The organism is Candidatus Bathyarchaeota archaeon, from assembly GCA_026014735.1.
Taxonomy (GTDB): Archaea; Thermoproteota; Bathyarchaeia; order Bathyarchaeales; family Bathycorpusculaceae; genus Bathycorpusculum.
Genome location: JAOZHT010000001.1, coordinates 947883 through 968300 on the forward strand (window position 1 = coordinate 947883; position 20418 = coordinate 968300).

A 20418-nucleotide genomic window follows, 5' to 3' on the forward strand; every position below is an offset into this window, starting at 1 on the left:
CACGGGACAAAACAGCGGCTGATCAGCTATTCCTAAGAGAAAATTCTCCTAAAGCCCATCCAAAATCACCAAAAAACATAACCTGCCCCCATCTACCAAAAATTATGCAAAGCTTAAATGTATTAAACCCTTATCTGCTATAAAGTTCAACGGGAAAACTCGGCATGTCACTAATACCTGAGATTACCAATCCGTATATGGGGGCATTCGCGGGGGGTTTGCTTTATGGCTTGGCTGTTTGCACTGCCTCTTGTCTGCCGCTTCTGGCGGGTTACATCGCGGGTGTCGGCTCAGGTTTTAAGGGCAGCCTAAAAATCACGGTGATTTTTAACTCCGGCAGAGTTCTGGCGTACGCATTAATCGGCGGAGTCATCGGCTTGTTCGGGGGGCTGTTGAGGCTGTTTGTATCGGATGCGGCGGTTGCGCCCTTCCAGATGTATTCATCCATCGCTTTCGGTGTCGTCAGCGTCGCCATCGGCGCCATGGTTATCTACCAAACACGCAAACCCTGCAGCGGCTGCACAGGACAAACCGCCCCAATAGCCCAAACATCGCGGGGACGCCTAGGCGTGGATTTCGGCGCATTCTCACTGGGTTTAACCAGAGGCTTAATAATTTGTCCACCCCTCATAGCGTTGCTGGCATACTCGTTGCCCTTCGCTAGCCCCGTTGGAAGCGTCGGCATAGCGGTCCTCTTTGGTGTAGGAACCGCGCTTTCGCCCATGCTGCTTTTGGGCGGAGTCACAGGGTGGCTGCTTAACAAGGCGCCTCTGCTTCGCAAATGGATCTCGCTTGGCGGCGGCGCTGTGCTTATCGTATTTGGTTTATTCACGATGCTGAGTTCAGCTTTCCAGATAATTTAGGGAGAAGAAATAATGTCATGGGAAATAGTCGGGGACGTACTTAGGCTTGCTGTGCTAGCGGGGCTTGGAACAGCTGGGATACTGGCGGTTCTGATTTGGAAAAGAAACCTTGCCATGCGAGTAACCTATGTCCGCCTCATTGTCCAGTTTATGGCGGCAGCCGCCATCTTCTACGTGTTCTCCTACTCGGTGCCGCTACTCTACGTGGTCATCGTGCTGTTTGCGTTGACGCTGGTCTTGGGACGCTACTTCTGCGGTTGGCTTTGCCCCTTCGGCTTAATCATGGACCTGGAAATCTTTCTTCGCAAAGCCCTCAAAAAAAGTTACCGCCTAATCCCCGATAAACTCAATTTAGCCCTTCACAAATCAAGATACGTCATACTGCTGTTTTTCCTGCTGGCTCTGCCAATTATCCTTTGGATTTTGGAGCCGCCGCCGAGCCTAGAGTACACCTTAATTGAGGCACAGGTTCTGGCGGGGCCCTTCCGCGCCTACGGCTTCCTCATCGACCCCATGATTACCCCCATCGTGCCCTGGACAACGGCGCCGCTAGAGCTTGGAGGAATGTACTTTAGCTATCCCTACATACAGAACATCATCATGTTCGCTGGAACACAGATCGGACAGATTGTCTCCGTTGTTTTTGTCGGATTAACACTTGCTGCCGCATTTGTTTATCGCCGTTTCTGGTGCCGCTTCTGCCCCACCGGCATCTCGCTTGCAGCCATCAACCGCTTTAAACGTTTTAAGGGTGTTCCGCTGCTTTATGTGTATAAGAACGAGGAGAAATGCACCAAATGCGGCGTCTGCAAACGCGTCTGCAGCGTGCAAGTTAACGAGGTATACGAGCAGAAAGGCGGCAAAATCGGTACTTCCCAATGCATGCTTTGTGCTCGATGCGTCGAAATGTGCCCCTACGAGGATGCATTGGAAGTAAAGTTGGGCAAAAAAACCCTGTTTAAATCAAGAAACTGGTTAGAGCCACCAAGAGTTGAGTGAGAAAATGAAGAGCCAAACAACCGAAAAAAGATACATGCCTGAAGTTTCCCAAAAAGAAAAAGATGAGCTAAGAAACACCGTGAAAGCTGCGTCGCAGAGAATAATAGCTGACAACATCGAACGCATGAAGAAAGCTGATCCCCACCGCCCCGAAGCCATGAAGTACTTCGACGACATGGCAAACCTCTTTGGTAAACGGCAACAGGAAATCCAAGCGGAGAAAGAAAAAGGCAAAAAAGTCATCGGTTACATGTGCCTCTTTGCACCCACTGAACTGATTCTTGCCGCCGACGCCATACCCGTGCGCGTCAACAGCGGCTGGTATGACACCTCTAAGCTGGGTGACCGAGTGGTGCCCGTGGAGGTTTGCCCCGTCATTCGGTCCACCATCGGAGCCAAAATGATTGAGCTCTCGCCGTTTCTGGAGCAAAGCGACGCACTCATCAGCGTGTTAACCTGCGATGGCATGACTAAACTCAGCGAGATCCTCAGCGACTACAAAACCATCTGGGGCATGAATGTTCCACGCATAAAAGACTCCGATCATTCCCTGCGTTTCTGGAGCGACGAAATCAAGAACATGAAAACCCAGATTGAACAGTTCACGGGCAACAAAATCAGCCGCAAAAGCCTCAAAGAAGCCATCGAAGTGAGCCACCGCGCAACCAAAGCTTTCCGTCGGCTACAGGAACTGCGAAAAGGCAACCCCGTTATCATGGGACGCGACGCCATGCTGGTTAACCAGTCCTATCAGTGGGATGACAAGGTGCGTTGGACAGAGAAAACCGAGGCGCTCTGCGCGGAGCTGGAGAAGCGTGTGGCAGCTAAAGACTGGGTTTGCAGCCCCGATACGCCACGGGTTATGGTTACGGGTACACCGATGTTTTGGCCTGACAACTGGAAGCTGCCCACTCTAGTGGAGGAAGCTAACCCCCAGGGCATCATCGTTGCCGACGAGCAATGCAGCGGCGAACGCATACTAAACGACCCCGTCGGCGTCGACGAATGGTCGATGGATGACATGTTAAAGGCAATTAGCGACCGCTACCTGATGGCTTCGACGTGCCCCTGCTTCACCAGCAAAGACGGCAACGAAGACCGCATCAATTGGCTCCTCACTAAAGTCAAAGACTGGAATGTTCAGGGCGTCGTCTACTACGTCGTGCGTGGCTGCATGCTCTATGCGATGGAGTACACGCGTGTCAAGAAGGCTTTGGATAAAATTAATGTTCCAGTGTACTATCTGGATACCGAGTACACTCGGGAAGACGTAGGGCAGATGAAGACCCGCGTGGAAGCCTTCCTGGAGATGTTAACTGCAAGAGTCGACATATAGGTGAATGATTAGGTGACAATCACAGTTGGAATGGACCTTGGCACACAACGCGTGAAAGCCGTAGTTTTAGCAGACGGAAAAGTCGTCGGTCGATCACAGGCCTTCGCGGGGTTTGACCCCACAAAAGCCGCCGAGCAAGCCGTCGAGGAAGCCCTAAAAGCAGCGAACCTCAAACTCGACGATGTAGCGCACTTCTGCGCAACGGGCTCCGCGATGGATTTGGCGCCCTACGAGCACACCACCGTAAGCATGATGGGCGCCGACGCCAAAGCCGGAGTTCACCTCATACCCAACGCGCGGACAATCATCGATGTCGGCGCTGAGGAAGCCCGAGCCGTCAAATGCGATGAACGCGGAGTCATGGTTGACTTTGTGGTTAACGAGCGCTGTGCGGCAGGGGCGGGGGCATTCATTGAGGCCATGGCGCGTGCGCTTGAGGTGAAGCTGGAGGATATGGGTCCGCTGTCGCTTGAAGCCCAACGTGCAAGCCCAATCAACGCTTCCTGCGTTATCTTCGGCGAATCCGACGTGGTCTCGCTTATCCACCGCCAAGAATCCAAGCCTGAAATCGCCCGTGCAGTCTTCGACGCGATGGCTGACCGGGTTTCATCGATGATTCACCGCTTAGGCGTAAACCCCGAAGTGGCGCTGGTGGGCGGCGTAGCCAAGGACGTTGGGTTTGTGTCTTCGCTTAACCGCAAGCTGGGTTTAACGGTGCAGATTCCCGAGTTCCCCGATTACGTGGGTGCCTTTGGCGCCGCGTTGACTGCTGCGGCAAGGGTTAAGGGAGGCAACTAAGGATGGCTGATTTATCTAAAGAGGAGTTTTGGCGTTGGCGCGAATACAACCGCGTTGTCCCCAACATTAAACCAAGCAGCAAAGACATAGTCACTGCAGGCGTCGATGTGGGTTCAGTGGGCTCTAAAGCCGCCGTCATGGTTAACGGGCAAGCCTTCAGCTGGGGCATCACCCGCACTGGCAGTAACAGCCCCGAAAGCGCCAAGAAAGCATTGGATTTCGCCTTGAAAGACACGGGTCTCTCGGTGGGCGATCTCAAATTCATCGTTGGCACGGGCTATGGCAGAGTCAATGTGCCCATGGCTAACAAAGCCATAACTGAAATCGCCTGCCACGCCAAAGGCGCCAACTACATCTGGGGACCCCGCGTCCGCACGGTCCTTGACGTTGGCGGACAAGACATAAAAGCCATCAAAATCGACGAAACAGGCAGAGTCGTTAGCTTCCTCATGAACGATAAATGCGCGGCGGGCACCGGCAGAGGCATGGAGGTCTTCGCGGACCTGCTGCAAATCCCCATCGAGGACATAGGCGACATATCCCTCAAAGTTGAAAAAGAACCCGAGCCGGTAAGCTGCACCTGCGTGGCGTTCGCTAAAACCGAAGCTATGGGGCTGCTGCGCAAGGGCTGGTCTAAAGAGAAGGTGCTGGCGGCCTACACCCGCGCGATGGCGGTGCGGATGGCTAACCTCATCAACCGCGTCGGATTAGAACCTGAACTCGTAGTCACCGGGGGCCAATCTAAAAACATCGGCATCGTTAGCCGCATCGAAGTGATTTTGGGCGTGAAGTGCCTGCCGATGCCGCGGTGGCGCGACGACGGATTAGACCCGATGGTTGCAGGCGCATTTGGAGCCGCGTTGTTTGCCAAGGCGCTCTATGAGAAAGCACAGAAAGGGTGAGCCAAAATAATCACGCATTACGGGTACTGTGACGGTTCAGGCGAATACTACATTGTTGTTGACTCTGACCGATGCAGCGGATGCGGCAGATGCATTGATTTGTGCCCTCAGGGCGCGCTTGAGTTGCAGACGGAATTCATCGATTTAGAAGATAAAACCGTCGCCGCAGTTAAGGAGGAGCACCGCAAAAAAGTCCGCTACACCTGCGGCTGCTGCAAACCCGAGTCAGGTCAGACGCCGTGTGTTTTGGCGTGTCCATCAAAGGCGATAAGCTGCATTTGGGCGTCTAAGTGACTTTTTAAAAATAAAAAAGAGGAACGGTTTACTTTAGTTCTATTTCTTTCGTCCAAGCACTAGCACAACAGCTGCGCCCACGGCAATAATCGCAATAACCGCAATTATGACCACGGTCCATGTGTCAATAGCTGTTACAGGCTCCGGTGTAGGAGTTGGCGTTGGAGTTTTTGTTGGTGTATACGTTGGGGTTGCTGTTGGAGTATGAGTGGGTGTAGGTGAGGGGGAAGGGGTAGGTGTTGGAGTAGCCTCAGGTGCAACGTAAACTTTGAGAGTGACATTGAAGTCGCTGGCAGCAGTCTCCATATGGTCGGTTTCGTAGACTTTGACGTTCCATGTTGATGATCCGTTCGAAGTAAATGTGTAGTAGATTGTGTTATCTGCGTTGTTTGAAATGGCTGTTTGGTTGTGGGCTGCGATTGATCCGTTGATAAACAAGATTGCGTCCTCGAAATTACCTGAGGTAGTTTTAACTGGTCTGAAGACAAAGCTGACGTTAAATGAGCTAGTTATTAGGCCATGATCTTCGGGGGAGACAAGTGTGACTGTAAGAGGGACAGGTGTGGGAGATGGAGTGGGGGTTGGCGTGGGGGTCTCGGTAGGTGTTGGTGACTGGCTAAGAGCTTGTGGAACAGAGAAACAACTAATCAGTAAACCAAGTGTTAATAGTGCTAAATACACTTGCTTGCTTTTCATAACTGGGAACATGCTATTAAACCATATTTATAACTTTCTAAAACATATATATCCGCATATTAAGCGCCTTTAGAGTAAAAAGGGCTTTGTTGGGGTGTTTTAGGCATTAGTTTATAAATACACTAGCCGATAAAACTCTAGACGCTCTATGACCAACCAGCCGCTACCCCAAAACAGCAAACCACAAACAAGCTTAACTCATATTCCTTCACTTACAACTATAGCTGTTCCGGCAAAGCTTTTTGGCAGAAAAAAAACGCCGCCGCCATCAGCACCCACGCAGGAAACAGCAGCCCCCCAGCAGTCCCCGCCTAAACCCAAACAAAAACCCCGAGGCGTAGCAGCCGCCAAATTCGAGTTAGCTGACGAGAAACTCAAGTTTCTCGCTTCCAAGGGCCTTTTCAAGAAACGCTGGGACATCATCAAGGAGTTCCCGCTCAACGAGGTTAGCGCAACCCAGGTTCACAGGGAAATGTTTGGCGTTACCTGGAATGAGGTTGAATACTGGTTCAAGTTTAAAAAATCCAAAAAAGAAGAATTAAGCAAGCTTCACGAGCAGATCCAAAAGCTGCTGGGCGAACGCGAGCTAAAGAAGGAGGCGGAAACCAGAAAAGCCCAGCGTGTTGCACTCCGCAAAAGTGAGCTTTTAGCGACCCTCAACGCTTCATTGCCCCTCATCGACGGCTCCTTTGATGTTCTGATGGGGCTGCATAAAAAACGCCTCAACTGGCCACTTCTTCAGGGATACGCTGCGGCGATGGCGTCGGGTGTAAGTTTTGAGGGGCAAATGCTTCCGCCGCTTAAGCTCGATGCTTCTCAAGTTGCCGCTGCCATCCAGAATCAAGCATCAAGGGACACCTCAAAGGAGGCCTTCAACGTCATAAAGGCGATTCACGGATACTTTGCCGACTTAAAGGACGAGGCGGAATTGGTTGATGTAGCGCCTAACTGCGAGCATGTCCGCCTGGTGGTTTTTGCTTATTTGGCGCTTAACGATTTGATGTTTGCTAAGGTTGTGAAGGAGAAGGATAGCCAAAAAGAGGTTGCGTTTTTCGAGGAGACTTTACAAGGTTTGGCTGGTCAGACGAGGTTTAGGGTGGATGCTGAGGAGTTGGTGTCTGGTTTGGAGGGGTTGGGTGTTGAGGCTGATCGGGAGGGTGTGGTGTTGGAGGTTCGGGGTTTGTTTAGGGGGCAACTTAGTCAGCTTTGATGTCGCTTTTTGTTTTTGTTGCGGGCAAGCATTTAAAGGTATGACACGCGTCATAATTTAGTATGGTGAACATAAAAAATAAAAAATCAGCAGCAACCATACTACTCCTAGCCGCCCTGCCCCTCATACTCACGATTCCCCCCGCCACATCACAAAACAGCCCCCAATGGAGCATACAAGTCAGCGACCTCTCCGGCACCCTTGTAACGGTTACATACAGTCAACTTTCGGCGATGCCTCAAACAACCGTTAACGCTGAACTAAGATGCTATGGCAGCCTCGTAGCAGAAGGCGACTGGGTAGGCGTAAAAATCCCCGACCTCCTAAACGCCTTAGGAATTAACTATTCATCAGTTTACTCGATCGGCTTTACAGCCGCAGACCATTACAGCGTTGGCATACCCATCGATTACGCGCTAAGACCAGACGTAATCATAGCCTATCAAAGAAACGGCGTGCCCCTAGACGAGTTATCAAGGTTAATCATCCCCTTCTCCAACGGTGAAGTGTGGATCTCCACAATCGTCGCCATGAGCTTAAGCGGCAGCCTAGTTTCTGCTCCAGCGGCTACAACCGCTTCGCTGCCCCCGACCTCCCCGGGCCCCGGAAGCCTATCGCAGAGCTTAACAAACGACGTCAACACAAACCAGGTCCAAAACCAACCGCCCGCCGCCACTCCGACGCCAACTCCAGCGCCGACAAACACCACCGTTTCGGCGCCTCAGCCCCCACCGACCGCATCCACACCAACTTCACCGCCGGCAACCGAGCAAGCCGCGAGATTTCCTTCAGAGCTCATTTACGCCGCGGTTTTAGGTGCTTTTTTAGCTGTTGCTGCTGCAAGCGTGGTTTTGATTCGTCGCCGAAATAGGCTGAATTAGAACTTCTTTCCTTTTTTTACCCTTTTTTCTTGTTGTTTTTTTGTTGTACAGAATTTTCAATAAGTATATCTATGCAGTTACAGAGATACTATCTAACGATTCGCTAACTATAAATAAAAAGTGCGTATAGTGAGTTGTCAGATACGTGGGGGTAATAGATTGGCAAAGAATCCACAACAGAAAGATGATGCCTTCGAAGCTTTAGACTTCATAGTTAACGTCTTAAAAGAGCATGAACGGGACCTAGACAAGCTCATCAGCGAGTTAGCGACAGTCACCGAGCAGATGGGTGACACGGGCGAATTAACAGGTAAAGTTGAGAAGGTCGAAGAAAAAATCAACACACTCCAAAAAGAAGTTACTTCTTTAATCAGTAACCTCTCCAATGGCGCCAAAGCGGCACCGCCTGTTCTGGTAACGCAGCCTGCGTTGACGGCTCCTGCCCCGGCGGTAAGCCATGTTGAAGAGGCCCCAAGACCCGCAGTTGTGCAGGGTGGTCAATCAGTTGTTTTGCGCTGTACGCAATGGGATGATTTCCAAGCTTTAGCGGCGCATGCGCAGACGGTTTCGTTTAGCTATAAGGAAGACGAGAAGCTGTTTCAGGCCAATGCCCTAAGAGGTAATCAAGTTATAATTTACAGTGGGCCGTTGCCGAGGTTTTCGGTGATTATGAAGTCCTTTTTGGCTAGGCAGCTTGATGTTTCTGAGCGGTTTATCCTTGAGGGTGTTTTATCCTTAGGGTAACGATGCTTAGGGTGAATCTGAATTTTTGATGTATATTGTGTTTTCATAACACTTATATCCCTTCTAAAGCATCTTAAGTCTTGTTAGTGGATTGGAGAGAAATGGTTAAGGTTGAAGGCAAACCACTACGCCAAGTAAACCTTTCCGTTTTCGAAGCCTTCTCCTTTCTCCTCGACTACGGATGGCGTAGGGGTGAACCAACACACTTAAACCATCACTCCACCACTATCACTTCTCCCAAAACCCTCCAAGAACCTAAAAAGCCAATTAATCAAAGTTTCTTGGCTGACTGGACACTGCGGCTATATATAGAGGGGGTAGACGTGGCAGAGCAACAGCATACCAAACCTCAATCAACGCCGTGGCGAATAATGCCCGGGTACTCAGCGGCTTCTAGCGGAGATTTACGATGATTACGGCATAAACGGGTTGCTCGGTTAGGTCAGGACCTAAACGCTTTTTTTGTTAAACCGCCACTGACAGAGGGGGTCCCCTTGCAGCTAACGCCGCTAACAAACCAGTCAGAAGCCACGTTCTGGCAAATCGTAAAGAAAGACTTCTGCGACTACTACTTCTTCATCTACGACTGGCTAAACCACAAAGAAAAAACATGCATATACCTCGCCCAAGAAGGCGATGAAGTCGCGGGGTTGATGCTTGTTTATCAGGGAAACATCGTGCAGATGCGGGGCAGCATAGAGGCAGTGCAGTTTATGCTGGAGCAGCTGGATTTTTCCGAGTTGGATGTGCAGGTGCCGCTTAACTGCGAAAGCCTCCTGACTACGCGTTTCCCGTGTTTCTCGCTTAAAGCTCATGTTACCTTGATGGCGCTTAATCGGGGCCAGGAGCTTCTCTGCTTTAAGGTTACGCCGCAGCGGTTATGTGCGGTGGATGCTCAAGACATTGCCTCTTTGATGAATCAGAGCTACCCCCAGATGTGGAGTGAAGTCACCGCGGAGATGGTGGCTTCCATAATGCAGTTTAAGGAATCCCTCATGGTCGGCGTTAAAGTGGGGGGCAAGCTGGTTTCGTTTGGATATGCCACTCTGACGCCGACTGTTAGCCACGTAACCTGGATTGCGACGCATCCAAGCCACGAAAACCGCGGCTACGCCACCTCGATTGTTTCAGCTCTAATTAAGGAGTGCCTTGAGGTTGCGCCTACAGCAATCATCTACGTTATGGAAAACAACGCTGTCGCTAACCGCCTTTACTTAAAAGCCGGCTTTAAGCCCCAGCGGACCTACGCATTCATAAGACAATAAATCACCAATGCTGAAAGCTCAAGCAAAGCCCTCTGGAGAGCAAGCCCCTCAAATCTTTGAGGATGCATAAACCTTTAATTGTTAACCCATCATCTTAAATGCAGTTTGGAGTGGCTTGGGATTTATGCTGTCACGTTCAGCAATCGTTAAACTTAAAGCAATTTTAATCATCGACTTATGCATCATAGCAGCGGCTGCAGGCGCCTACTTTTACCTGCAGAACGAGGGCTTCATCGCGGGCGCAGAGAAGCCTGCCGCGTTTATGGTAACTGACTTAACCGTTGATCCCCCCGAAGTCTTCGCAGGCGAAGCCGTCCAGATCGCAGTGAACCTAACTAACTACGGCGACTTGGAAGGCAACGTAACGATTGATTTCCTCATCAACGGAGAAGTCAAAAATTCCCAGAACCTCACAGTCTCCGGACGCACCAACCAAACCGTAGAATTCACAGACCTAGAATTTTTGGAGGGCACCTTCAACGTGGAGGTAGCGAATTTGACGTCTTCCTTTTTGGTGAAGACTCCTCCGCCGGATGCAAGCAAAATCGTGTTGTCTGAATTGAGAATGTCCCCAACTGAGGCTTGGACAGGCGACCCTGTAACCGCCAACGCCACCGCCTACAACCCCACAGACCAAGCCGATAAGCTTTTCATTCGGTTATTTATCGACGATGCGTTAGTTGCTTCCCAGACGGTTTCGCTGGAAGCGGGGGAAACCAAACCGGTTTCTTTTGCGTTTAACGCAACCACTGAAGGACGGCATCCGGTAAAAATGAACACCCTTAGCGGCTCATATACCGTCGTCAAGACCGGTTATCACACATTAATCATCAACCGTTCCGGAGGCGGCTCTAAACCGCTGCCCTTCACTTTGAACGGTGAAGCACAGAACACGCCGTTTAACAAATTGATGCCTCTGGGCGAATACACCGTGTCGGTTCCTTCTCCCTACAACGTCGGAACAGGCGTGGTGGAATTTACCTACTGGAGCGACGGCAGCCGAAGCTCCACGAGGAGTTTTACCCTTACCGACAAAATGGCATTAATCTGCACCTACACCGTTATCAGCGGCTACGCCTCCTGCCCCTCCCTCTACATCTGGAACGGCACCGGCTACAGCTACGTCACCGACGTATCTAACCCCGGCTGGCTCGGCTACCTTAGCCACATAAACTCTGACGGCACCATAATTGCAGGCGGAGGAAACCCCTATGACTACGTGAAACTCGACAGGAACCTGCTGGCCGCCAAGAACGGCGCATTTGACATAACGCTTGCGCAGCAGTGGGATGAACTCTACTACCTTGATTCAGCGTACCTGCTGGTTGTGGATCACCCTGCCGGCACCGACGTGCATACCACCTTGACTAACTACCTCAATCAGGGTGAAACAGGAAAAATCTACACTGTAAACGACGGCGCATTGCTTGTGCCCCTAAGCGCAGTCAACGAGAAATCCCAAAACGTGCTGGAACAAATTCGCACCAAAGACGGCTGGTACACCCCGGGCATCAACGGCATCGAAAGCACACAATGGGACGATATACAGAAAAACGTGTTAACCCTCAACTTAGGCGACCTCAAAGATTCACCTAACGTGAAGCTGATTATAACCGCGATGGTGGACTGGGGCTCTGCCGACACCTACTACAAGTACCTTGACATGTTCAAAGCCGCTGCAGCAAGCGGCGTAGTCCCCGACGGAACAGCCCTTATGCCAGCGCCCTACATGGAGATACAATATGCTAACGGCAGCTGGATACGTGCGCCACAGGAACGGCAAATACCCATCCCCAGCGATTACAATGCACGAACCTTCGCAGTTGACTTAACAGGCTTATTCCCCGAGGACATCACCGACTATAAAGTGCGCTTTAGCAACTTCTGGAATGTCACCTACGACTACATAGGCATCGACACCACAGCTAACCAGCCAGTAACCACCACAATCATAAAGCCCTCCTCTGCAGTGATGAGCCAATGGTGGGAAACCAACTCAACCTCCACAGGCGCATTCACACGCTACGGCGACGTGACACCACTGATGCAGGAAACCGACGATATGTTCGTGATTGGGCGGCAAGGCGACCAGGTTAACATGCAGTTCCCCACCGCGAACCTCAGCGAACCAGCGGAGGGCATGGTACGCGACTACATCTTCGTCGTCGCCTGCTGGTTTAAGGATCCTCCGGGAGCATGGGGCTACGGTTTCACATGGACAGTTGCCCCGATGCCTTTCTTGGCTATGAGCGGCTTCCCCTACGGCACCAACGAAAGCTACCCCTATGACGCTGAGCACCTAGCCTACATAGCGCAATACAACACCAGAATCATATCCTAAACCCATCTTTTTTCCAACATTTTTTGTTGGACCCTAATTTTTGCCTCAACCTAACCGACTCCAAGACCTTAATGCCTTGATGACTGATTGGTTGCGGTTGAAGTGAATTAGGCTTCTTTCACTTTGGGCTCATCTATTTTCCAGAAAACAAACATCGAGAGAGGTATTGCGGATGCGGCAAGCAACAAAAAGGGCAACTGTGGAGATACATACACGTAGAGTAAACCCACGGTTAACTGTAGGATAGCCTGCATCAGAAACATAAAGAACTGCATGCAGCCGGTGACCGTGCCCCTTAAGCTTCGGGGAACAAGATCGCCCATTAATACATTGTAGCTGTTGAGTTGCAGGAGATTTCCTAAGCCGAAGAAAAAGAAGGAAAGCAGCAGCATGTTAAAATCGGCGTTAACAAACAGCACCATGCCTGGAACAAACAGCAGATACCCCAAAATCAAGAACCGTTTTCTGCCCAGCACATCCATGCTAAACCCGGCGATTATGGCGGGTATGGCTATGCTGAGGTAGCGAAAAGCCATCACCAGCGCCCACTGATCCAAAGTCACGTTGAGGACTGTTGTGGCGTAGACGACAAAGTAGGTTTGGCAGCTCACCACTAACCCATTTATGATTATGATGGTTAAGAAGAGGTTGAATGCGGAGCGAGGCACTTTTCGCCATACAAAGATGCCTTCTTTAACGGCTCTTGGATACATACGCAGCATACTTAGCATCGAAGGCGTAGCGGCATCAGCGGTCGGCGGCAGGGTTTCCTTGAGTTTAAAGCGCATCATAGCGATGGCGAAGTAGGCAATGGAGGTTAAGCTGTAGGCTATTCGCATGCCAAAATCGAAGTTAAACGTCACCACAAGGTACTGGGCGATAAGCGGTGCAGGTAAAAGAACCAATGTGGTGACGACGGATTGAAAGCTAAAGCCTGCGCCGCGCTGCTGGGGAGGCAACGAGTCAAGGACCATAGCCATCAATGCTGGGCCGTAGATTGAACAGATATTCTGTATCAGCAACCCAATGAGGATGAAGGGCCAGGAGGGCGCGAAGATGAAGAATAAGCTGCCGACGGCTATTCCGAAGGTCATGGAGACAACGAGCCATCTTCGCCCATGTTTATCGGCAAGGTAGCCGCCGGGGAACTGCACCAGCGCCACAGCGATTGAGCCTACAAACGCCATGACCGCGAGCATAAGCTCGTTGGCGCCCAGATGCAAATAGAACAGGCTCGCGTAGGTGTCTGGGATGGGCTGGGCGGAGAACATGATGACCCAGCTTAGGGTTATGAGTAAAAAGTTGCCTCTAAGGACAGCTTGGTCTCCACGGAACAGCGATGAGAACCGCATTTATAAATAACTTGCTTGGGGGGTATTAAAATAAAACGTATCTCAAACGGAGTCTATGTCGCTTATCCTTCGAGGTGCCCATAAGTCTTAAATCGCCCTTGATGAGAGCTTTATTATATTGAAAAATAATGCAAAGCAACACCGAAGGGAAAAACAAGCTAAAGGCGCTGAAGATATCAGCCATAGCCATATTTAGCGTTGTAATCGTAGAAATCACCGTCGGCTCCATCGTGAACAGTCTAGCAATCATCAGCGACGGCTTACACGCACTCCTCGACGCCCTCTCGAGTGTAATGCTCTTTTTTGCCGTACGCGCCTCACTTAAGCCGCCAGACGAAGAACACACCTACGGCCACGAAAAATTCGAAACCATAGGGGGACTCATGGGCGGGATTGTCCTGATAGGTGTGGCTTTGCTGATTTTTTATGAGGCAGCAACGCGGCTGGTTAGCGGTGTGCAGCTTGTGGAAGGCGTGGAATATGCCGGTTTCATCGGCATCGGCTACGCGCTCGCTGTTGCCTCGCTTCGCGTTACCGTTTTTCGCCGTTGGCAACACGCCGAGAGTACATCGATGAAGGCAGGGCTCTACGATGCGATTTCAGATTTAAGCTCCACTTTGATAGCGCTGCTGGGGTTTGGCTTGGCAACGTTGGGGTTCACATCCGGAGATGCAGTTGCCTCGATTTTTCTGGGTGTGATGCTGACGTATCTTAGCATTAAGCTGGTGAGGGCAAGCGTCATGGAACTCAGCGACTCCGCGTCAAAGGAAATCGTGAGCAGAACCCGCAGAACAATTTTGGACTGCGACGGCGTGGTGAAAGTGGAGAACCTGAAAGTCCGCAAGGTCAGCTCCAAAGTTTTTGTGGAAGCCTCAGTTCAAGTTCCCAAAGCCATGAGTTTAGAATCCTCGCATTCGCTGGCCTCAAAGATCGAGCAGTGCCTCACAGCCGCCTTCGGTAACGTGGATGCAACCATCCATGTTGAGCCTTCTGTCCAGGAAGACTTATGCGTGGTTGTAACGCGGTTGGCCTCGGTGGAGGGGGTTAAGCAGGTGCATGAAGTTAAAGTGAATTATGTCGATGGAAAACCCTACATAACCCTGCATGCATCCGTTGACCCTGAATTATCCGTGGAGGAAGCCCACCGAATCGCCGAGGCAATCGAGCAGCGCATCAACGGAAAAATCAAACCCAAAAACGTCACCGTACACGTGGAGCCAGCGGGCATCGATGGTTCAACAGGTGATTTAAAGGAAACACAAATCCGCAACGTAGTCTATGAGGTTGCACACACCATAGCGGCGAATTTGCAGGTTAAACGTGTTATGATTTACCAGTCAGAGGGCACCAGCTACGTTAACATCGACTGCTGCTTCACAAGGTACATACGCATCAAAGAAGCCCATCGGATCGCCTCGCTGCTTGAAAAAGAAACCAAAGAGCGCTTCGCCGACATGGTTGTCACCGTGCATATTGAGCCACAAAAAACCTGAGGCGCTGTTGCTCTGCCGCCTATACCCCCCTCTATATATAGGGTTATAGCCTAGGCGCCTGCTGCTCTGCGGCTACCTCCCTCCCCTTATAAATAGCCGCCATTTGGGTTAGAGCTTTAGGTAATGGTTTGGTTATAGAAGTAGACATCGCTGTAGCGGGGCAGCAACGCCGCAGCCTCTGCGCCGTCATAGAGAATGTCGAGGCGGCTACCGTAACGCAAAGTGAGCGTTTCGACGTCGCCGTAGATTTTAGCTGATAACTCATCAGCGGGGAACAAGCCCCAGATGGAGTCGTTAGAGACACGGAAACCAAAACCGTAGTCTGCGGGAACCACGTAGGCGGCCTCGGCGCTTTCTTGGGTTATGCTCTGGGGGCTGCTGTGGATGGTGTTCCAGAAGTCCTCCAGCACCTCAAAATGCTCCTCAGTTAAGATGCCGTAGCCCGTGATGTCGGGGTAACTGAAGACCACAGCGTACTTTGCCCCCGCGCTGTAAGCTAAGGTTAAGTCGTTTTTGAGTTCCTGGGGACTCTCAAGGTAGGGCTCCTGATTGTATTTCCAGGTGACGATGGCGCCCCAGTCTTTATTGAAGGCTTGTGCGGCGCCCCTGCAGAGGGCGATGCTTCGTTGGCGGCTCTCGTTGCCGACGAACTCGGTGAATACGGTTGTGTAGTTTGCTTTGTAATCAAACCAGTGGAGCGCATAGTCGGAGGTGAACATTTTGGGGGCGTACTGGAGGTAGTAGGCGGGGAAATAGGAGAGGTTGCCTACAAAGACCCTGGATACCTCGGCGTATGAGGGGCCGGATTCGAGGTCGTAGCTGTGTATTAGTTGGGAGGCGCCGTTGTCAAGCTGGTTTCCGCCGGGTTCGTCATAGCGGTAAACCCCTAAAAAGCGCTCGCCATATTTAGCCTGAGCAGCAACCATCCAGTCCCAAGTGTGGTAATCGTATTTTTCAAGCCCCGTGAAAAGCACAATGAAATTCAAGTCAGCGGCATAGACGATGTCGCATGCCTCAGTTAAGGCGGTCTGGTTAAAGGTCAACTCAACTGAACCCAAAACCAGCAGGTTAGTGTAACCCTTCACCTTATCCACCAACGCCTGAACCTGCGCGGGCTGGTCTCCATAAGCAAATTCAACGCCTAAATAGAAGTCATCGTCGACTCTGTTGCTGCCAAACCAGTTTAACGCTGCAAAAAGCGAAAAAACAACAACTAAAACCAACACTGTGGCGATGGCTGCGGCGTATCTGTGGTTCATGGAGGCTTAACCGAGATTATCTAGCAGCTACGCCTATTATAGTTTAAACCAATCGGGGGCTATCTGCTGTAGAGCCCCATCAGTTTACCTCTAGCAAGAATGTGGCCTTCCATGGCGGTTTCAAGGTCCAGCTTGGTGCATTTGGCATCTAAATCAAGCATCACATTTAACGCGTAGGCAGTAAAGAAGTAGCGGTGTGGTTTCCCACGGGGTGGGCAGGGTCCAGTGTAGCAGTTTTCGCCGTCGCTGTTTAATCCCTCTGTGCCTGGAATCGTGTCCTCGCCGATTTCGGTTGCACTCGGCGGTATGTTCCAGACTACCCAATGGTCGAAGGTGCCGCTTGGCGCGTCGGGGTCATCGAGCACTAGCGCGAGGCTTTTGGCTTCCTGGGGGATGCCGCTGATGGAGAGGGGCGGGTTTGGTCCTTCACAGCTGTATTTGGCGGGGATTCGCTGGTTTGCCTCGAAGGCTGAACTGGTTACTTTTAGCTCTTTCATAAATTATCCCAAGAGGGGTATTGCTGTTTGTGGAATAAAAAGTTGATGAACAAGATGCTGCCACAACGAATCCAAGCTTATTTGTGATTGTTTAGTCCCCGCTCTTGACTTTGCCCTTTATGCACATCCATGCGGTGCTGCCTTAGCTCTTCAGGGTTTGAGAACTCTTGTTTGCATATGGGACACCTGTAAGTTTCATACATGCTGTTGCGCCTCTTTGCCAAGCCAAAGGCATAGGTAGGCATAAATAAATTTGTGACTGCCAATAAACAACAAAAAACCTTTAAATAATCAGGGCTGCTGGTCGGTCCATTTTTCAACGATTAGTTTCCCGTCTTTGGGTCTGAAATGGACTTTAACTGGCATTGAGCCTTCGCATTTAAGTGGAAACATGCTGTCGTCGACGACTCTGACGGGTAAGTAGAGCATGTAGCGGTCGTCTTTTCGCCTAAAGATTGTTCCTTTCCCCTCGTTCCCCATCGGCATCACAAGCGAGTAAACGATGTCATGTTATTGCATTTAAATTTGTCTGTTAACGGACGAAACAAGAAAAAATTAGGGAGGTAACGGTGATGCATCATAGGTGACTGGTGGTTGCGTTTGATTAAAAAGCGGCACTGTCTGGTTGAAGCAACTGTTCAGCCTTGCCAACTGTTCTTCAGCTAAGACATCTTGGTTTTCAACTACCTGCACGGCTACGCTTACTGCAAAGCTAACGACGAAGCATGATAGCATCACCGTAGAAGTAATCAACAGCAATGAACCGACCCCTGCCTGCATATTTTACCCCGCTTTTCTAAACATCATCCTCCACAAGCCGAACACATTGGTTAGGAATATGTTTTCAATATGTTTAAGTGTAGAACAGTTAAACGCATGTACACAATTCTTGCTATCTACCCCTCAATTGGGCATCATTAAACCGCAAAAATAGCATATTTAAAATAAAAAATGGAGTCTAAGCGTTGAACGCTTAGATTTCAGCTTTCCGTATCAACTCGTCTGCTTGACCGATGTTGATTCGGTAGAAGACCGCGGTTATCACAGCAGCTATGACGCCGCTTATAACCAGCGAAATCGACAGCTCAAGCCAACCCATGGGTCCTATCGGAAAGATCGTGGGCAGGAGGGTTGAAATCAGATACGGTACCAGAGGTGCCAGTACGGCTAAGCCAGCTAGAGAACAGGCGAGCAGGCTGATCAGCGCCCATTCCTGACGGATCATTCGTTGGCGTCTAGACATCGAGAAATCGGCGCCTTTAAACCCGCAGGTTAATCCTATGGAGCCTAGCGCAAAGATCAAGAATAGCCCCGCCAGTACGGCCAGCACGATAATCTGGGTGGTTGGATGGAAGAAGAGAATTCCAACGATCCCCGTGATTACCAAGACGCCAACCGAGAAGAGCGCTAAGAACGCAAATTTGCTTTTCACTAGATTCTTAGGCGAAATCGGTGAGGCATATATTCTCCACACTGCCTGTCCCTCTTCGCCGATTAGCATGTTGCCCAGCGTCATTGCCATCAAAGCGGCGGGCACCAGGAAAATCATGGCTTCAAACATCAAATTGACCTCGACGGGTGCGCCGCTGCCGGATTGGCCGGATAGGCTCATTGAGTTGAAGATGGGGACGATTATGAAGACGATGGGCACTATGAATATGCCTATTAATTCTCGGCGTCGGGTAAAGGATCGTATGTCTTTTTGGATTATTGCTGCTTCAACGGTGGTGAAGCCGAGTCTGCCCAGTATGCCTGCTTTGGGCGCGTAGACCCCGCTGGTTTGGACTTTGATTGCCGGGGGCTCATATAATCCGTAGCGCTGATTTGCCAGCACTGCAAGGAAGAATAACCCAACCATAAACAGCACACTGGCCACAATGAATACTGAGGCAAACACCCACTCGCTAGTCATCAAATAGAAGACTGTGACGGCGGGCCAAAGGAAAGGAATAAACCAGAAAGTCGACTGCACGTTAGATAGGGTTTGGAGGAAGTTTGTTGCGCCTGTACCGGTGATTATTGAGAAGTAGATGACGTAGAGCACCGCGATTACGATAAGTGTGCTGATTAGGCGAATCCAAACCGCGGCTTTCCCACTGGACTTATAGACTGCGCCGGTGAAGCGGACGACAAGTACACCGACAAGCTCGGTAATTGAGCTGCCGATGAATGCACATGCAAGCATCGCTAAAGTCGTGATTAATGCAGGGCCGATTAATCCGTTGGTTAACGAGAAAACGATGAGGCCTGCTCCGGCACCAGTCACTATCGCCAGAGGCAACCCCAGCAGGTTAGCTAGGACAGAGGCGGCGGTGTGCTCCTGCCAGGTTATAGGCAGCCAATACATCACCTGCGAGGTGACTTTGCTGTTGATTTGGAACTGCTGAAGCATCGAGAAAACAATACTCATCAATAGCACGATGGTGGGCAATGCAATGAAGAAGCCCAGCGCTGCATCGCCTATGGTGCCGACTGCCTCGGGGGAGGAGTAGTATAAGCCGGCGACATAGTTAGCGAGGTACCCTATGGCTACGCCCAGGATCGCGGCGACCCAGTAGGGCCAGTAAGCCAGCACGCCATGCTCGGTGTAGCGGGTGGTCTTGATGCCTCTAATTAGTCTGCCTGATTTCCTCTCGACCCGCAGCAGATAGAGGACGTTTTTCCAGTTCATTTCAACAGTTCCTCAACGACAGCTCGTAAATCGCCCGTGCCTGTAAGCTTGAGGAATATGTCTTCTAGCCCTGAGCCTGGAAGAGACGCTTTTTCACGCAGCTCATTCATGCTGCCCAAAGCCAAGATGCTTCCCTGATACATGATGCCTATGCGGTCGCATACGGCTTCAGCGATTTCCAGCACATGCGTTGAGAGGATAGTGGTGACGCCCTGCGCTTTAAGTTCGTAGAGGAAATCTTTAACGATGCGGGCGCTTCGGGGATCCAGCGCGTTTAGGGGTTCGTCGAGGATTAAGAGTTTGGGTTTATGCAGGAAAGCTGAGATGAGGCTGATTTTCTTTTTCATGCCGTCTGAGTAGCTGTTTATCATGTCGCCTTCTCGGCCCTTAAGCTCAAGCGCCTTAAGGTACTCATTTATGCGCTGCTGCTTTTCGGCGGCGGAAACATTGTAGATGTCGCCGATGAAATCCAAGTACTCTATGCCAGTGAGGAACTCGTATACAGTGGGGGATTCGGGCACATAGCCGACCTGACGCTTTATGCCAACCGGATCCTTAGATACGTCTAGACCCAACACGTTTACTTGCCCAGCGGTGGGTGTGACGAGTCCAAGCAGCATCTTTAGCGTGGTAGATTTCCCTGAGCCGTTAGGGCCCAGCAACGCAAAGATTTCGCCTCTGGGAATTGTTAAGCTGATGTTATTTACCGCAACTATTTCGTTATAGCGTTTTGTAACGCCGCTAAGCTCAACTGCATACTGGCTACTCATCTAGGTACACCGCTTGCAAATAGGCGATTTTACATATTTAAGTTATA

General features: G+C 50.7%; 21 protein-coding genes. 13 read left to right on the top strand and 8 right to left on the bottom strand.

Annotated elements, in window-relative coordinates; translation table 11 throughout:
- Positions 1-164 precede the first annotated feature (164 nt).
- The 6 genes from NWE93_04900 to NWE93_04925 are packed head-to-tail and all read left to right on the top strand — an operon-like array spanning position 165 to position 5192.
- The gene (locus NWE93_04900; GenBank protein ID MCW3999555.1) at positions 165-863 is read left to right on the top strand and encodes a sulfite exporter TauE/SafE family protein; all 699 of its coding nucleotides are present in this window, start codon (positions 165-167) and stop codon (positions 861-863) included.
- Between the two features lie 12 nt (positions 864-875).
- Positions 876-1862 carry a 4Fe-4S binding protein gene (locus NWE93_04905; GenBank protein ID MCW3999556.1) on the top strand — a complete coding sequence of 329 codons (987 nt, stop codon included), beginning with the start codon at positions 876-878 and terminating at the stop codon, positions 1860-1862.
- A 4-nt stretch (positions 1863-1866) separates the two neighbouring features.
- Complete coding sequence (locus tag NWE93_04910; GenBank protein ID MCW3999557.1) at positions 1867-3198, top strand: 2-hydroxyacyl-CoA dehydratase family protein; 1332 nt, start codon at positions 1867-1869, stop codon at positions 3196-3198.
- A 12-nt stretch (positions 3199-3210) separates the two neighbouring features.
- Entirely contained in the window at positions 3211-3996 is a 786-nt protein-coding gene (locus NWE93_04915) for an acyl-CoA dehydratase activase (protein MCW3999558.1), read from the top strand.
- Positions 3997-3998: 2 nt separating this feature from the next.
- Positions 3999-4898, top strand: a complete 900-nt coding sequence (locus NWE93_04920; protein ID MCW3999559.1) for an acyl-CoA dehydratase activase — start codon at positions 3999-4001, stop codon at positions 4896-4898.
- Positions 4899-4949: 51 nt separating this feature from the next.
- Positions 4950-5192 (top strand): 4Fe-4S binding protein, encoded by a 243-nt coding sequence (locus NWE93_04925; protein ID MCW3999560.1) that lies wholly within the window; start codon positions 4950-4952, stop codon positions 5190-5192.
- 39 nt (positions 5193-5231) lie between these two features.
- Here the strand turns inward: NWE93_04925 and NWE93_04930 are convergent, their stop codons facing one another.
- Positions 5232-5888 carry a hypothetical protein gene (locus tag NWE93_04930; GenBank protein ID MCW3999561.1) on the bottom strand — a complete coding sequence of 219 codons (657 nt, stop codon included), beginning with the start codon at positions 5886-5888 and terminating at the stop codon, positions 5232-5234.
- Between the two features lie 148 nt (positions 5889-6036).
- On the opposite strand from NWE93_04930, the gene NWE93_04935 reads away from it, so the two are divergent.
- The 6 genes from NWE93_04935 to NWE93_04960 all read left to right on the top strand — a co-directional run bounded on the left by NWE93_04935 (position 6037) and on the right by NWE93_04960 (position 12329).
- Positions 6037-7098 (top strand): hypothetical protein, encoded by a 1062-nt coding sequence (locus tag NWE93_04935; GenBank protein MCW3999562.1) that lies wholly within the window; start codon positions 6037-6039, stop codon positions 7096-7098.
- Positions 7099-7160: 62 nt separating this feature from the next.
- The gene (locus tag NWE93_04940) at positions 7161-7979 is read left to right on the top strand and encodes a molybdopterin-dependent oxidoreductase (protein ID MCW3999563.1); all 819 of its coding nucleotides are present in this window, start codon (positions 7161-7163) and stop codon (positions 7977-7979) included.
- Between the two features lie 159 nt (positions 7980-8138).
- On the top strand, positions 8139-8723 hold the full coding sequence (locus NWE93_04945) for a hypothetical protein (GenBank protein MCW3999564.1): 585 nt from the start codon (positions 8139-8141) through the stop codon (positions 8721-8723).
- A gap of 101 nt (positions 8724-8824) precedes the next feature.
- Positions 8825-9136, top strand: coding sequence for a hypothetical protein (locus tag NWE93_04950; protein ID MCW3999565.1), 312 nt, complete (start codon positions 8825-8827; stop codon positions 9134-9136).
- 81 nt (positions 9137-9217) lie between these two features.
- Positions 9218-9988 (top strand): GNAT family N-acetyltransferase, encoded by a 771-nt coding sequence (locus NWE93_04955; protein ID MCW3999566.1) that lies wholly within the window; start codon positions 9218-9220, stop codon positions 9986-9988.
- Positions 9989-10112: 124 nt separating this feature from the next.
- Positions 10113-12329, top strand: a complete 2217-nt coding sequence (locus NWE93_04960; protein MCW3999567.1) for a hypothetical protein — start codon at positions 10113-10115, stop codon at positions 12327-12329.
- A gap of 107 nt (positions 12330-12436) precedes the next feature.
- Here NWE93_04960 and NWE93_04965 read toward each other — a convergent pair whose 3' ends face one another.
- The gene (locus tag NWE93_04965) at positions 12437-13681 is read right to left on the bottom strand and encodes an MFS transporter (GenBank protein ID MCW3999568.1); all 1245 of its coding nucleotides are present in this window, start codon (positions 13679-13681) and stop codon (positions 12437-12439) included.
- Between the two features lie 128 nt (positions 13682-13809).
- Here NWE93_04965 and NWE93_04970 point away from each other — a divergent pair, with 128 nt between their 5' ends.
- On the top strand, positions 13810-15174 hold the full coding sequence (locus tag NWE93_04970) for a cation-efflux pump (GenBank protein ID MCW3999569.1): 1365 nt from the start codon (positions 13810-13812) through the stop codon (positions 15172-15174).
- 116 nt (positions 15175-15290) lie between these two features.
- Here the strand turns inward: NWE93_04970 and NWE93_04975 are convergent, their stop codons facing one another.
- The 6 genes from NWE93_04975 to NWE93_05000 form a co-directional block, all read right to left on the bottom strand.
- Positions 15291-16433, bottom strand: coding sequence for a hypothetical protein (locus tag NWE93_04975; GenBank protein ID MCW3999570.1), 1143 nt, complete (start codon positions 16431-16433; stop codon positions 15291-15293).
- A 59-nt stretch (positions 16434-16492) separates the two neighbouring features.
- Positions 16493-16930, bottom strand: a complete 438-nt coding sequence (locus NWE93_04980; GenBank protein MCW3999571.1) for a YbhB/YbcL family Raf kinase inhibitor-like protein — start codon at positions 16928-16930, stop codon at positions 16493-16495.
- Between the two features lie 291 nt (positions 16931-17221).
- Positions 17222-17410 carry a hypothetical protein gene (locus tag NWE93_04985; GenBank protein MCW3999572.1) on the bottom strand — a complete coding sequence of 63 codons (189 nt, stop codon included), beginning with the start codon at positions 17408-17410 and terminating at the stop codon, positions 17222-17224.
- Positions 17411-17485: 75 nt separating this feature from the next.
- Positions 17486-17710 carry a hypothetical protein gene (locus NWE93_04990; protein MCW3999573.1) on the bottom strand — a complete coding sequence of 75 codons (225 nt, stop codon included), beginning with the start codon at positions 17708-17710 and terminating at the stop codon, positions 17486-17488.
- Positions 17711-17903: 193 nt separating this feature from the next.
- Entirely contained in the window at positions 17904-19601 is a 1698-nt protein-coding gene (locus NWE93_04995) for a hypothetical protein (protein ID MCW3999574.1), read from the bottom strand.
- Entirely contained in the window at positions 19598-20371 is a 774-nt protein-coding gene (locus tag NWE93_05000; protein ID MCW3999575.1) for an ABC transporter ATP-binding protein, read from the bottom strand. The genes NWE93_04995 and NWE93_05000 overlap by 4 nt, the downstream gene beginning before the upstream one ends.
- Between the last annotated feature and the right edge of the window lie 47 nt (positions 20372-20418).

Excerpts from the sequence above, each read along its gene's own strand:
- NWE93_04930 (MCW3999561.1), bottom strand. The coding sequence starts at position 5,888 with ATGAAAAGCAAGCAAGTGTATTTAGCACTATTAACACTTGGTTTACTG.
- NWE93_05000 (MCW3999575.1), bottom strand. The coding sequence starts at position 20,371 with ATGAGTAGCCAGTATGCAGTTGAGCTTAGCGGCGTTACAAAACGCTAT.
- NWE93_04940 (MCW3999563.1), top strand. The coding sequence starts at position 7,161 with ATGGTGAACATAAAAAATAAAAAATCAGCAGCAACCATACTACTCCTA.
- NWE93_04935 (MCW3999562.1), top strand. The coding sequence starts at position 6,037 with ATGACCAACCAGCCGCTACCCCAAAACAGCAAACCACAAACAAGCTTA.
- NWE93_04980 (MCW3999571.1), bottom strand. The coding sequence starts at position 16,930 with ATGAAAGAGCTAAAAGTAACCAGTTCAGCCTTCGAGGCAAACCAGCGA.
- NWE93_04910 (MCW3999557.1), top strand. The coding sequence starts at position 1,867 with ATGAAGAGCCAAACAACCGAAAAAAGATACATGCCTGAAGTTTCCCAA.
- NWE93_04965 (MCW3999568.1), bottom strand. The coding sequence starts at position 13,681 with ATGCGGTTCTCATCGCTGTTCCGTGGAGACCAAGCTGTCCTTAGAGGC.
- NWE93_04960 (MCW3999567.1), top strand. The coding sequence starts at position 10,113 with ATGCTGTCACGTTCAGCAATCGTTAAACTTAAAGCAATTTTAATCATC.
- NWE93_04985 (MCW3999572.1), bottom strand. The coding sequence starts at position 17,410 with ATGGGGAACGAGGGGAAAGGAACAATCTTTAGGCGAAAAGACGACCGC.
- NWE93_04970 (MCW3999569.1), top strand. The coding sequence starts at position 13,810 with ATGCAAAGCAACACCGAAGGGAAAAACAAGCTAAAGGCGCTGAAGATA.
- NWE93_04995 (MCW3999574.1), bottom strand. The coding sequence starts at position 19,601 with ATGAACTGGAAAAACGTCCTCTATCTGCTGCGGGTCGAGAGGAAATCA.
- NWE93_04975 (MCW3999570.1), bottom strand. The coding sequence starts at position 16,433 with ATGAACCACAGATACGCCGCAGCCATCGCCACAGTGTTGGTTTTAGTT.
- NWE93_04950 (MCW3999565.1), top strand. The coding sequence starts at position 8,825 with ATGGTTAAGGTTGAAGGCAAACCACTACGCCAAGTAAACCTTTCCGTT.
- NWE93_04900 (MCW3999555.1), top strand. The coding sequence starts at position 165 with ATGTCACTAATACCTGAGATTACCAATCCGTATATGGGGGCATTCGCG.
- NWE93_04905 (MCW3999556.1), top strand. The coding sequence starts at position 876 with ATGTCATGGGAAATAGTCGGGGACGTACTTAGGCTTGCTGTGCTAGCG.
- NWE93_04990 (MCW3999573.1), bottom strand. The coding sequence starts at position 17,710 with ATGCAGGCAGGGGTCGGTTCATTGCTGTTGATTACTTCTACGGTGATG.
- NWE93_04920 (MCW3999559.1), top strand. The coding sequence starts at position 3,999 with ATGGCTGATTTATCTAAAGAGGAGTTTTGGCGTTGGCGCGAATACAAC.